Raw genomic sequence first — 13,060 nt, forward strand, 5'->3', positions numbered from 1 at the left:
CATGTTACGGTTTTTTGATCTTTGCAAACACGCTGTACGACGCGTCGGGCCTCACGGAGACGCCTTCAAGCCCCTCCCTGTAGATAACATAATTCGTCTCGTACCACAGCGGAATAAACGGAAGGTCGCGGAAGAGGATCTGTTGCACCCGGCCGTATATCCGCTTCCGCTCATCCTCCGAGAGCGCGGCGCGGCCCTCCGCCACGAGCAGGTCCACCTCCGGATTCGAATAGCGCCCGCGGTTGTATCCTTCGGGCGGCGTCATGTCGGAGCGGCAGACGTTGTAGAATATGTCCGGCTCCGTGACGCCGACCCACGAGAGCGTGTATGCTTGGAAGTTGCCCTTCTTGATATCGCGATAGAACGTGCCCCACTCGAACGGCACCACGCGCACGCCTATCCCGACCCGGCCGAGCTGATGTGCGATCATCCGGGCGATGTCTATGCGCTCCTTCACGGTGGAGGTCTTGAGCGTCAGATTGAATCGCATCGCGGGCCCCGCGCCGTCAGGATCGGGCAGCCCCGCGGCATCGAGCATCGCGCGCGCCTTGGCAGGATCGTAGGGATACTGGCCGAGGGATTCGTCATAGGCCCAGTTCTCGGGGGATATGATGGAGTTGGCGGGCCGGGCCATCCCCCTGAAGCGATGGCCGATGATGGCCTCGCGGTCTATGGCATAGGCCACGGCCCGGCGGACCTCGGCCTTGGCGAGCAGGGGGTCGGCGAGGTTGAGACCCACATACGCCACCACGATGCCGACGTCCTCTTTCATCGAGAGCCCGGGCTCCCTCTTGAGCATGGCCTTGATCAGGAGCCTGGGCACCGCGTTCTGCACGAGGTCGACATCTCCCTTGAGGAGCTTGAGCACCCTTATGTTGTCGTCCTGAATGATGTGAAAGTTGAGCCTCGGGATATTCGGCCTCTCGCCGAAATACGAATCGTTCGCAGCGAGCTCCACGACCTTGTCGGGCACAAAGCGCAGGAGTCTGTAAGGCCCTGCACAGAGCGGCGCCCTCCCGAAATCCTCCCCTGCCGCGACGGCCGCCTTCTCGGAGACGATGCCGCGCGTGAGCATGTTGAGAAATGGCGCGTAGACCTCCGAGAGCTCGATGCGAACCGTGAGCCCGTCCTCCGCTTCTATGCGCGAGATCCTCTGGAACGCGGCCTTGAACGGGGAGGCGATCCGGCCCTCGATGATGGACTTGAAGGTGAAGACAACGTCCTTCGCTGCAAGCGCCGAGCCGTCGCTGAATTTCACGCCCGGCCTTATGCGTATGCGGTAGGAACTCGCCGAAAGCTGCTCATACGACTCCGCTATGAGCGGGATCGGCTCCAGGAAATCGTCGAGGCCGAAGAGCCCATCGCAGATGAGGGAGCTGATCTTGGAGCCCTCGGCGTCCGTTGCGAGCCTGGGGTCGAGGGTTGCCGGGCCGGCCGGTATGGCGACCTCGAGCGCGTCTTCAGGGGTCGCCGCGGCCCTGTGACAGGCGCTGCCCGCAAACAGGGACAGCAGCGCGATCGCAAAGGCAGGCAGCGCGCTCATCCGCATTTTCATGATTATCACGCTTGCCCCTCTAGCCCATTTGCATTAATAATAGAGGTTGAATTGGACTCCAGGCTCAAAACCTACGAATAATCGGGGTTTATGTCAAACGCGCGCAAACGGATAATCCTGTCGACAGCCCTCATCTTCGCGTTGGCCGCACCCTTTTCCGCGTCGGCCCAGATGGACCTGTCGAGGGAGATGGCAAACCCGGGTTTCAACCCGGAGCGCACATCCATCGTGGTCGCGGACGTCTCCACCGGAAAGATCATCGCCTCGCACAGGCCGGACCTGGCTCTCAACCCGGCCTCCTGCTCCAAGATCGTAACTTCGATCACGGCCCTGGAGCTTCTGGGTCCTGACTATCGCTTCAGGACGATTTTCGCCGCCGACGCCCCCGCGCAGGCCGGCGCGATCGGCACGCTCTACGTCAGGGGCGAGGGCGACCCATCGCTCATCAACGAGGAGATAGCCAAGATCGCGATCAACCTGCGCGAGAACGGACTGCGCAGGATCACGGGCGGGATAGTCATCGACAATTCGTACTTCAACTCCTTCGATTTCCCGCGCAAGGGCGGCGACGACGGCCGGGCGTTCACGGCAAAGATCTCCGCGGTCGCGGTAAATTTCAACAGCATCGGCGTCACGGTGGCACCGGGGAGGAGCGGAGGCAGCGCGTCAGTGAAGCTGGAGCCCCCGCTCGAAGACTACAGGGTGATCAACAAGGTCATCACCAGCGGCAAGACGCGCATCTATATCAAGACGAGCACAGGCGGCGAGGGCATGTCCGTCACTGTGAGCGGCAGCATCTCTCCCCGCGCAGGGCCCTCCACCTACTGGCGCTCCGTCGAAGATCCGGTCGGATATGCGGGCGCGGTCATCGCACACCACTTCAGGGAAGCAGGCATCGAGGTAACCGGCCCCATACGCAGCGGCGGCATGCCCGCCTCCGCTTCGATCGTAGCGGAGCAGCTCTCCAGGCCGCTTGCCGAGATCGTCTACGACATGAACAAGCTCTCCACCAACTTCGTGGCGGAGCAGATCACAAAGCACCTCGGCGCGAAGCGCATGGGCGCCCCCGGCTCCACGGAAAAGGGCGTGGCAGCGATGGAAGAACACCTGGCGACCCTCGGCGTGCCGAGGGGATCGGCCATGTTCGAGAACGGCTCCGGACTCTCGGCCGTGAGCCGCATATCCGCGCAGCAGCTCGTGCAGGTGCTGGTCTCCGCGTATCAGAACCGCAAGCTGCGGGGGGATTTCATCAACTCGCTCTCGGTCCTGGGCGTCGACGGCACGATGAAGAACTGGGGGAGGATCGCGCCGGACCTGGTGGGAAGCGTGTACGCCAAGACCGGCACGCTCGACGGCGTGAGCACGCTCGCGGGTTACGTCCCCATGAGCGACAACAGACTGGCCGCCTTCGCGATACTCGCGAACGGCCTGCCGAAGGGCGCATGGGCGGCAAAGGAAGCTGAGCTTGCCGTGCTCAAGACGATAGCGGGGATATCGAAATGATGGAAACTCGCGAACGCAAGATCATGGACGGCCTTCTCATACTTTGCATCACCGCGGGCTTCGCATGCTTCGCGCTGATCGTCCTTCCCCAGCAGATAAGCAAGGCAGGAAGCGCCCCCATGCTTTCGGCAAGACACACAAGCATCTCCTCGATAATCGAGCTCTCCCGCCCTGCCGACAAGGCCGGCTCGCCGATCAAAACAGAGGGGATCATAGCGCGCTTCGTGCCGGATGCCGAGCCTCTGGACCCGTTTGCGACGGGAACCGCGGGCGTCCCGACTCCGCCCTCTGACGACGAGTTCGCCGCGGCCGGGGGCGCAGGCGCTGCGGTCGACGACGGCGATCAGGAGACGACCGTGGCTTACGACCAGGCCCGCGCGAACGAAGCCATGCAGCAGGATGCGCCTGAACCGGACCTCGCCGTCGGGGATCCGTACGGCGACTCTCCCTCGCGCGAGAGGCCCTCATACGATGACAGCGGGACGAGACCCGCGGGCACGGGACGTTCCAGCCTCGTGGTCCATCCCCAGTCCAGCATCGCGCTCGGCGCGCCCTCTGCCCTGGACAGCGGCACCGGCAAGCGCAGCATGGCCTGGCTCATCCCGCCCCAGGGATTCGAGGAGGACGTCGCCTTCTGGCGCGACATTTACTCGCGCTACGACAAGGATGCCGTGGTCCTGCACCACCCGCGCTATCTCGACATAGTCTACGACGTGGTCGACCTGCGCGACATCTCGAGCAACCCCAGGCTCAACGAGATCGAACGCGAGCGCATGCGCGAGCAGAGGGTCGACGAGAGAAAGGCCGCGATCACGGGCGCGCTCGAGAAGATCGCCCAGAACCCCGAGCCTGCGGGGCTGGGCGGCGAAGAGCGCAGGATATACGACCTCCTCACGCACGTGGAGGAATCCGACAAGTACAGGCGCGCTGCCCGCGAATACGGCGTGCGCGCCCAGGTGGGCCAGGCGGACAAGTTCATCGCGGGACTCAAGTACTGCAACCGCTACCTGGGCGAGATCGAGAAGATATTCGCGGCCTACGGCCTGCCTAAGGAGCTCACGCGGCTCATATTCGTGGAGTCGATGTTCAACCCAATGGCGATGAGCTCGGCCGGCGCCTCCGGATTCTGGCAGTTCATGCGCGGCACGGGAAAGCTCTATCTCAGGATCAACGACCTTTATGACGAGCGCAACGACCCGATAGCCGCGACGCACGCAGCAGCCAAGCTCCTCTTGAACAACTACGAGGTGCTCGGGAGCTGGCCGCTGGCGATAAACGCGTACAACGCGGGCCGGGGGAGGCTCTCGCAGGCCGTGGCGCAGCTGGGGACCAGGGACATAGGAAAGATCATGCGCAACTTCTCGCACCCCTCCTACGGCTTTGCCTCGCGCAACTTTTTCCTCGAGTTCCTGGCGGCGTACGACGTGGCCGAGCACTACAACCGCTTTTTCGACAATATCAATTTCGACGAACCGCTGCGCTACGAGGAGGTCACCTTCGATTACCACGTCTCGGTGCCCGAGATAGCGAGGCTGGCGAGGATACCTCTCGACGAAATCGCGGAGCTGAACCCTCATCTCACCAACAGAGCCGTGGAGGGGGTAAGGCTCCTGCCGGCCGGCACGAAGATCCGCGTGCCCGAGAACAAGGGCGAGATCATGATCGCCCTCTCCTCGCGCTCGCCCAATAGCCGCAAGGGGCCGGTGCACCACGTGGTCCAGGACGGGGAGACTATGTCTTCCATCGCCGCGATCTACGGCATCACGCCCGTAGAGATCATGAAGCAAAATCGTATCGGCCGCTCAGTCCACCGCGGCCAGACCCTCAAGATTCCAGTGAGATAAAAAAAGGCCCCGCGGGTGCGGGGCCTTTCGTATGCGCATGCGAATCGACTACTCTACCAGGCCGAGCATCTTCAGGGCAGATGTGTAGGCCTTCTGTACAGGCTCAATAATTCTTTGCTCAGAGCATGTCCATCCCCTTATCCAACTATCCTCACACTTAACCGCCACCAGAGTGTCCCCATAGGGTGTATGTCTTTTCTGAATACCCATATAAATATATACATCGTCTCCTGTATCGATCAATCCGTTAGCGTTGTTATCATTGACAACAAAGGACCTCATTTGACCCAGGATCTTCGCGTGACCGTGGAAGAACAGCAATATAGATCGGCCCATACGCGTAAATTGGACTCTGTCAGACTCTGCATCAAGGTCATCCAACTCCGAATTATGTCCAAACTCGGCATCTAAACTGTAATAGTCGCGTCTGTAATCATCTTTATATTCATATTGGAATAGAGGATATCTATCCATAATCGATAGACGTGCGTCATCCCTAAGAAAGTCTTGCACAATTGGTTTTATTCCCTCGCCTGCGCCGATCATGATGTCCTCCTTATTTATTCAGTATTATTTCTTCAGCTCAAAGACATACCAATCATCGTCCCCCCCCCCCCGCAAAAAGTTTCGGGGTATTTTGGGGCAGGGGTTATTTAAGTTAACTATAATCAGTTGACTTTTTATTTTAAACCAAGTATATTATATAGTTGTGAAGATATCATATCAAAGCATAATCAGGCGTTTTGCGCGCCACGGCGTGCTGCACCGGGAGGCTGTAAAAAACGACCTCGCGGCATTGAATCAGCTCATCCACCAGGGCTTTGTCCGGAAGGCGTACAAGAGCGGCCGACTCTTCTACGAACTCACCGAAAAGGCGTTGCCTCTCCTGGAGCGCCAGCGCATAAAGCTCCTCGAGGATGCGCGAATGCACTCGCTAATCGATGGGCAATCCGCTTTTTTCCGCGCCCTTCTCGAGGACGTGAGGTTTCTGGATGAAGCGAGCCCTGAGGCGGAGGATTTCATCTTTCTCGGTGACTGGCAGCTAAATCGACCGGTCGTCTCATCGCAACTTGAGCTCGCCAAGCTGCGCTTTTATCGCGATCGCGTCCCAAGGCGCACCAGGAAGGCGGCATGAAAAAGACAGGGCGTAAGAGTGCAGCAACGCGCGAAGACCTGCTCAGGATATTTGGACAGCTCGACGACCTGTTGGCAAAACGGAAAAAGAAGATCTCCGTCACGGCGATCGGTGGGGTCTCGATCATCCTCCAGGGTATTCGCGACCGTTCGACCGCAGACATCGACATCGCCAACGTTGGAGATGCGGTCGCGTTTCAGGAGGCCTGTGTCGGTCAAGGTATTCCGGTCGACATCGTCACCGTGACTTCCACCGTGGACTTCGCGCACGCCCCAAAGGTGGTCCTCTTTCGCGGCAAGGCGCTGGAGGTGAATTCGATAACAGCCGAGGACCTGATCAAACTCAAGCTCGAGAGGTTCTACAAACAGGACCCGGAAGACATCTATGCGATAATCGAAAAGACTGCGCTGCCGTACGAACGATACAAGGCCATAGTCTCTGACATGATCCCGGACTTCATCGGCAACCCACGCGTGTTTCTCCTCTCTGCGATGATCGTCGTCGAGACGATCTATCCTGAAAACAAGGCGGACTTTGAGAAACTGCTGAGGTCCCATTGAAGGGCAGGCGCAGGAGTGTTTGCCGAGCGGCGTCAGGCAGCAGGGCTTCCGGGCCCTTGCCTGAAGTCGCCTTAAGGCGCGCTTACGAGACGAGCGTATTCAGAAGTCAAAAAGCCGATTGGCGTCGCGGCTTGAAGGCTGACGCGAGGAAGACATTCAAGCCGCATGACGCTAACGGCCTTTTGACGATGAATAGCGAGCGACGTGCGCCAGCGACGAAGGAAGGGCACGGAAGCCCTGCTACGGAAATGAGGGTTGCACGAGTCAATTCAACATGTTAGCAAGCTGCGAAATGAAGCGGACCCTCAAGATATCGGCCTTCATCATCCTGGCGGCGTTTCTCGTCGTCGGGTGCGCGCGCACGCCCCAACCCAAGACCAGCGCCAAGCTCATAAAAAAATACTTCAAGAAGTACGGAAAGAAATATCCCACCACCATCTACGGCCAGAACCGGGTGAAGGAAGTGGAGATCACAGGCCAGGAGGAGATCCACAGGCACCTGGTCGCGCTCAATTCGTTCCTCACCCTCCAGAACGGAGAGGTCCAGCGTATTCACGTCACCCTGGAGAAGGGCCCGTTCGGCTGGAAGTTCGTCTCGTGGGAGCTGGCAGCTCAGTCAGCAGGGGCTGCAGAGGCCTCGTCGGAATAACAAGAGACATCTAGAGAATCACCGTCCGTGGTCAGGCTGATCGCGCCGTGCCAGTCTGTGCGAAAGACCCTCGCCCCTGTCCGCTCGATGCGCGCAAGCGCGTCCTTGTGTGGAAAACCGTACGGATTGCCAACGCCCGCGGAGATGACCGCTATCTCAGGACTGACCGCGCGCAGGAACTCCTCGGAAGAAGCATCGTTGCTCCCGTGGTGCCCCACCTTGAGCACGTCCGAGTCGAGGTCGATCCCGGAGGAGATGAGCGATGTCTCGCCCTCCTTCGTTAGATCGCCGGTGAAGAGGAAGGAGCGCGCCCTCAGGGATATGCGCACGATGAGCGATGTGTCGTTGATGTCCTCGGCAGCAAGATCTTTGGGCAAGGAGATCTCGAGCGTTGCCCCTTCTATCTCCTCTCTCAGACCGTGTTCTCCGACCGCGACCATGGGCACGCCGGCAGCGCGCGCAGCAGCGACGAGCACATCCCAGTCTCCGGCCTCCTTCTCCGGCGCAGCGAGCCCGTTGGTCCAGAGGAGCCTCGGCCCGAAATCTTTAAGCAGAGAGACGATCCCGGCATAGTGATCGTAGTGCGGGTGAGTGAGCAGCACACGGTCGATCCTGCGCACGCCCATGGCAAGGAGCGCCGGCGCGAGCACCTCCTTACCCACGTCGATGCTCGATCCCTTGATACCGCCGGCATCGATCAGCAGGTTCTCGCCGCCAGGGAAGCGCACGAGCGCCGAATCCCCTTGGCCCACGTCGAAGTAAATCACCCTGAGCCTCTGATCAAACGCGGGCAGCGCCCTGTAATATATAACATCCGTGAACATGGCGATCATCAGCGAAGATACCATGATCTTTTTATACGGCAATCTCTTCCACGCCGCAACGCAGGCCAGGGCCGCGTACGCCATCGCCACCTCGGCGATCGACGGCGCCCACCTGCCGATCAGGGGCTCACCTGCGCTGGAGGCGAAGGAGGCGCTCTTCACCAGGACAGCGGCCACGGAGCCCGCCGCGGACCATAGCCATGCCGCTGAATCGGGCGAGAGCGCCGCCACTGCCGTAGCGACAAGGACCAGCGGCTGCAGCAGGAACCCGGTAAGCGGCACTGCGATCATGTTGGCGAAAATCCCGACAGCGGTGAACATTTTGAAGTGATATCCGACTGCCGGGGCCGTGGCCAACGTCGCAGCGAAGGAGACCGTCGCCGTGGCTGTGATCCAATACAGGATTCGCCTTCGCACGCCCGGCGCCTCGCCGCTCCCGCGAATCCACCTCATCATCGGCACCGCGATCGTCGCTATGCCGAGTACTGCGAAGATAGAGAGCTGGAACGACACCGAGAGGGTTGACTCGGGAAGGATCGCCACGATCGCGATCACGGCCGCCGCTATGGTGCAGAAGGCATCCGGCCTGCGCATCAACATCACGCCTGCGAGGAATACCGACAGCATCACGGCCGCGCGGATCGCCGAGATCGAACATCCGGTGAAGATCACGTAGAACCATACCGCGGGGATCGTGAGCCCGGCAGCCATGATCCTCACCGGGACGCGGCTCACCAGGGGTGGCACGAGGCCGATGCTCGCCCTGACGAGGAGATAGATGAGGAGCGCCACATAGCCCACGTGCAACCCTGATAGGGCGAGCAGATGCGCCAGCCCCGAACGCGCGAACCAATCGCGGAGATCCTGCGTGACGAACGAGCGATCGCCTATGGCCAGCGCCCTGAGGATCGCGTCCTCCGGCTGCCCCGCAGCCTCGTCTATCGCGCTTGCGACGCGTTTCCTGGCCCGGCCGACCGCGCCCCGCAGAGCCTCGCCATCCTGATCGATGTGCATCACAGGCCCGCGGGCATTTGCCACAGCGCCGACGCCGAGCGACATGAGATATCGTGCGTAATCAAAGGCTCCCGGATTGTCGAACTTCCTGGGGGCCTTGATCGCGATGAGCGCGCGCACCCGATCTCCGTCCGCAAGTCCCTCGGGCACGTGCCTTGCGTTCACGCGCACAGAGCCGCCTGCCGAAGACAGAGCGCCCTCGTTTGCGCCGCACGCGGAAAGTTCAAGATCGAAGGACGCGCCCCACTCCTTCAAGCGCAACGGACCGTCGACCGAGCCTTCGCACAAGAGCGGCGCGTCCCTGCCGGCGCCGGCAGGCAGATCGAGCGCGTGCGCTGCCGCAGACTGCGCGCGCCACGCGCCGAACAAAAACGCGGCGCAGAGCGCGAGAACCAGGGAGACGTTACGAAATTTCCTGCGGATAAGAAAAGAGATCAGCGCGAGCGACAAAAACGCAGCAGCGAAGATCGTGGACAGCATATCTGAATGGGATATCTCGAAGCCTGCAAGAGCGCCCGCGCTAAGCGCACAGGCGAGGGGGACCAGGGCACGGCACCGTTGCGAGCACGATGTTGATCTCTTCGTAGAGCTTTGCCGCCTCGTCGCAGACTGCATCGTACTTTGAGCTAGTCTTCCTGCGCGAGAGAATCAAGCCGACTTTATCGCGAAGCCCCTCGATATAGCTGCGCGCGGCCTCGGTCGGACGCAGCTCGTACAGCTTGATGACCGAACGCACATTGATGTTGTTGAGCCAAAGGTCATCCCCCTCCAGTTCCACACTCATGCCGCCGGTTATCGTATCGTATATGTTGCCGAGGCGGCCGAGCACCACGTGCTGCAGCGACATGATCATTCCGTTGAACGGCGCGTTCTCTTTTCCGCCCTTTGACCAGACGAACTTCTGATAACTGTACAGGCCGTGGGACAATCCGCAGAGCAAGCCCACATCGTTCGGATTGTCGTGCACCAGCTCACGCACACTGCAGTCATTTACGCACACGCCGCTGCCCTGATCAAAGGTCCAGCGCTGGTCAGGTTCAGGATTGAAAGTCAGCTGGTGATCGAGAGGAAGGTCTGTGGCATGTGTTCGCTCCGCCTTGCCGCCGCGGCCTATGACCTTCCTGGTGAGATCTGTCAACCTTCTGATATTGCTTATCATCTCATTCGCTTGGGATATGGCACACCCGCCCCTATTCTATTTATCGGCAAGCAGCCTATCCAAAGTTGCGGCATAGGCAGGATAAAGTGCTCTGCCCTGCTTATCTGCCGCCAGCACCTCTTTCATGGCCTTGAGGGCATTTATCTGCGCCCGGCTCATTTCCAGGTTGCGGATATTGTGCCCCCTGAAGAAGATCTCCCCCCTCTTGCTGTCAAAGTGTATGGAGGCAACCTCCTCATCCATGATGAAAGTGTATGTGACGCGGTCCTTGTAGACCGCGATCACGCTGTCCGCGGCGCGCTGCTGGCCCCTGTCTGCATGCCTCGAACGGCCGCCCATCATACGAATGAGATCCAAAGAGGATGGCTTGTGCTCTGAATCGCCATCCTCGCCCACCATCGCACGTTTCACTCGCTCCCTCATGACGACCCCCCGATTTTTCCCTCCACCCCCCTTTATTGCAGGTAACGTGCCAGCGACCCGGCTCAAGATGAGTTCTAACTAATGATAACTAAGTGTGATTTCCTCACTATGCAGGCATGCCCTGCTCTCAAATCGGGAAGGATTCTCAAAACGAAACTGAAAGTGGATGAAATGAGTCAGGATTTTGACACAAAACGAACCTGCTTTATTGTGTTTAAGAAACGCACTATAAAGCAGGTTCATGGTGTTGTAAGGATAAACGTATGAAGAAAGTCACGATAGACTGGGATTCGATCAAGGGCACACCCTTTCAGAAGAAGGTGTGGAGGGCGATCGCAACTATCCCGCGGGGACAAACACGCAGCTACGCGTGGCTCGCGAGGAAGGTCGGCAATCCAAAAGCGTATCGTGCGGTAGCGGCGGCCTGCGGTGCAAACCCCCTCGCCCCGCTCATCCCCTGCCACCGCGTGATCGCCTCCGACGGCTCCCTCGGCGGCTTCTCAGGGGGCCTATCATTAAAAAGAAGGCTGCTTATGTTGGAGGGTGTATTGGTGAAATAATAGATAGTGTATTGGAGATATATTAGACAAGCAACACTCAGTCTCGAAATCATCTGTGCACACAAAAATTCCTAGCAACCAATTCGCCTCTGCACCGATAAACAAATACCCATTTTGAACAACAAAGGAGAATTGACATGGCACAGGACAGCACACTCAAGACCATCGGAGAGACCTTGGCCTCAGTTCTGCTCGCACCGCTCATGGTGACTGGATGTTCAAACGTTGAAACATATACCCCGGCCACTGAAGCGCCAGGCGACTCAAAAGAAGATGCGGCCAAGAAAACCGAATATAACACCCTCCTGAAGCTCAAGCTCCAGGATGAGCGCTGCGAGAGCTACTATGATGAAGATATCAAACCACCCACAGCGCTCTCCGATCCGAAAGAAATTTCCGTCTATGAGCAATGCTGTATTAAATACGATTACAATTTCGTAAGTAGCTTTTACTATGATTCTATTTTCACCTGTGATTGTTCGCTCTTCTCCCCAAAAGTGGAAGAAGCCTGCAATAAATCAAGGAGGGAACAGTTTGCGGAGAGAGAGGCGAGAAGGGAAAATGCCTGCTTATGTTCAAATATATCTGCCGGCAGTACTAGCAACAGCCTATTAGGCCTGTTCTTGGATTCGATCTCCGATAGTGTAGTTGAGTCGGTGAAGGCCTTGTTCTAAAACCTAGGAAGCGCTCACACAAAAGGAACGTTTCTCGCACGAGAGACGTCCTTTTTTATGACTTCTCATCCAATGAGCCTTTAAGGGCTTCAATTGACGGCAGGGCTTCCTCAAGCTCTTTGGGAAGCGCCCTGGTGAGTTTATAAGCTGATACCCCGATGGGTTTCTGCATGTCCCGCAGCGCATACTCGACGACCAGTCTCTTCTTGGATTTGCACAGGATGAGCCCTATCGTGGGCCGGTCATCACTGTGTCTTAAGAGGTCATCCACCGCGGACAGGTAGAAGTTCATCTTGCCGGCATGTTCCGGCGCAAAGTCCGTGGTCTTGAGGTCTATAACGATGAAGCAGCGCAAACGCAGGTGATAAAATAAGAGGTCTATAAAATAATCCTCGCCATCGACCTGTATTCGATACTGGCTGCCTACGAAGGCGAAACCCGAACCGAGTTCCAGTAAGAATAATCGCAGGTGGGCAAGCAGGCGCTGCTCCAGTTCACGCTCGATCGCCTCCTCTCCGATGTTCAGGAAGTCGAAGAGATAGGGGTCCTTGAACACCTGCTTAGCGAGATCCAACTGAGCCACCGGCAGGGTCGAAGGGAAGTTGGACTGCGCCTTTCCCTGGCGCTGGTACAGACCGCTCTCGATCTGATGGACGAGCATTACCCGCGACCAGCCGTGCTCGATGGTCTTTCGCACATACCATTCGCGTTCATTGCCTGACTTGACCTTGTCGATCAGGATGCAGTGGTGAAACCACGGTATTTGTGCAGCAACCCGCTGCACAAATTCAGCATTTCGATAGGCCTCGGCAAAAGCGCGCATGTATTTGATATTCCTGGGAGAAAACCCCTTGAGTTCAGGAAAGGTGTGCCGGAGGTCAGCCGACAGACGGTCGATGATCTTTGCACCCCAACCGGCCTTTTCCTGGCGAATGAGTATCTCGTTTCCAATATGCCAATAGAGAAGGACGAGTTCCCTGTTTGCCGCAAGGCCGGCCCGGATTTGAGCCTTGCGGATTCGCTCTTTCAGCTCGCTGAGGAAGGAGCCGTATTCCGTTGGCAACACCGCCATCTTGCCTGACGGCTTGGTATCCATTTAGCATCTTCATAAGCAAGATGCGTGCCCGTAAAATCCCTATAATTATCAAGCTCACTCTGAT

Annotated in this window: 13 protein-coding genes; 7 read left to right on the plus strand and 6 right to left on the minus strand. The window is 58.5% G+C overall.

Features of this window, described 5'->3' with window-relative positions; translation table 11 throughout:
• Positions 1–4 precede the first annotated feature (4 nt).
• Complete coding sequence (locus WC683_06475) at positions 5–1,555, minus strand: ABC transporter substrate-binding protein (protein ID MFA4972240.1); 1,551 nt, start codon at positions 1,553–1,555, stop codon at positions 5–7.
• Positions 1,556–1,645: 90 nt separating this feature from the next.
• On the opposite strand from WC683_06475, the gene dacB reads away from it, so the two are divergent.
• Together dacB and WC683_06485 are read left to right on the plus strand one after the other, a co-directional pair.
• Positions 1,646–3,058: a D-alanyl-D-alanine carboxypeptidase/D-alanyl-D-alanine-endopeptidase gene (gene dacB / locus WC683_06480; GenBank protein ID MFA4972241.1), complete on the plus strand. Its 1,413-nt coding sequence runs from the start codon at positions 1,646–1,648 to the stop codon at positions 3,056–3,058.
• The gene (locus tag WC683_06485) at positions 3,058–4,902 is read left to right on the plus strand and encodes a transglycosylase SLT domain-containing protein (protein MFA4972242.1); all 1,845 of its coding nucleotides are present in this window, start codon (positions 3,058–3,060) and stop codon (positions 4,900–4,902) included. Before dacB ends, WC683_06485 begins: the two co-directional genes overlap by 1 nt.
• Positions 4,903–4,950: 48 nt before the next feature.
• On the opposite strand, the gene WC683_06490 is transcribed toward WC683_06485, so the two are convergent.
• A complete protein-coding gene (locus WC683_06490; protein MFA4972243.1) occupies positions 4,951–5,448 on the minus strand; it encodes a hypothetical protein in 498 nt (165 codons plus the stop codon).
• Positions 5,449–5,611: 163 nt separating this feature from the next.
• Here WC683_06490 and WC683_06495 point away from each other — a divergent pair, with 163 nt between their 5' ends.
• The 3 genes from WC683_06495 to WC683_06505 all read left to right on the plus strand — a co-directional run bounded on the left by WC683_06495 (position 5,612) and on the right by WC683_06505 (position 7,246).
• A complete protein-coding gene (locus WC683_06495) occupies positions 5,612–6,037 on the plus strand; it encodes a hypothetical protein (GenBank protein MFA4972244.1) in 426 nt (141 codons plus the stop codon).
• Positions 6,034–6,597 carry a DUF6036 family nucleotidyltransferase gene (locus WC683_06500; GenBank protein ID MFA4972245.1) on the plus strand — a complete coding sequence of 188 codons (564 nt, stop codon included), beginning with the start codon at positions 6,034–6,036 and terminating at the stop codon, positions 6,595–6,597. The genes WC683_06495 and WC683_06500 overlap by 4 nt, the downstream gene beginning before the upstream one ends.
• Positions 6,598–6,889: 292 nt before the next feature.
• Positions 6,890–7,246 carry a hypothetical protein gene (locus WC683_06505; GenBank protein MFA4972246.1) on the plus strand — a complete coding sequence of 119 codons (357 nt, stop codon included), beginning with the start codon at positions 6,890–6,892 and terminating at the stop codon, positions 7,244–7,246.
• On the opposite strand, the gene WC683_06510 is transcribed toward WC683_06505, so the two are convergent.
• From WC683_06510 to WC683_06520, 3 genes are read right to left on the minus strand one after another with little or no spacing between them, the layout of a single operon-like run.
• Entirely contained in the window at positions 7,210–9,564 is a 2,355-nt protein-coding gene (locus tag WC683_06510; protein MFA4972247.1) for a DNA internalization-related competence protein ComEC/Rec2, read from the minus strand. The two genes, WC683_06505 and WC683_06510, sit on opposite strands and share 37 nt — an antisense overlap.
• Before the next feature lie 40 nt (positions 9,565–9,604).
• Positions 9,605–10,243, minus strand: coding sequence for a hypothetical protein (locus WC683_06515; protein MFA4972248.1), 639 nt, complete (start codon positions 10,241–10,243; stop codon positions 9,605–9,607).
• Positions 10,244–10,279: 36 nt separating this feature from the next.
• The gene (locus tag WC683_06520; protein MFA4972249.1) at positions 10,280–10,654 is read right to left on the minus strand and encodes a hypothetical protein; all 375 of its coding nucleotides are present in this window, start codon (positions 10,652–10,654) and stop codon (positions 10,280–10,282) included.
• A 275-nt stretch (positions 10,655–10,929) separates the two neighbouring features.
• Between WC683_06520 and WC683_06525 the strand changes: the two genes are divergently transcribed.
• Together WC683_06525 and WC683_06530 are read left to right on the plus strand one after the other, a co-directional pair.
• Complete coding sequence (locus WC683_06525) at positions 10,930–11,226, plus strand: MGMT family protein (protein ID MFA4972250.1); 297 nt, start codon at positions 10,930–10,932, stop codon at positions 11,224–11,226.
• 137 nt (positions 11,227–11,363) lie between these two features.
• Positions 11,364–11,900, plus strand: coding sequence for a hypothetical protein (locus WC683_06530; protein ID MFA4972251.1), 537 nt, complete (start codon positions 11,364–11,366; stop codon positions 11,898–11,900).
• A 55-nt stretch (positions 11,901–11,955) separates the two neighbouring features.
• Here WC683_06530 and WC683_06535 read toward each other — a convergent pair whose 3' ends face one another.
• Complete coding sequence (locus tag WC683_06535) at positions 11,956–12,996, minus strand: PDDEXK nuclease domain-containing protein (GenBank protein ID MFA4972252.1); 1,041 nt, start codon at positions 12,994–12,996, stop codon at positions 11,956–11,958.
• Positions 12,997–13,060 lie beyond the last annotated feature (64 nt).

This window comes from bacterium, from assembly GCA_041648665.1.
GTDB lineage: Bacteria > UBA10199 > UBA10199 > 2-02-FULL-44-16 > JAAZCA01 > JAFGMW01.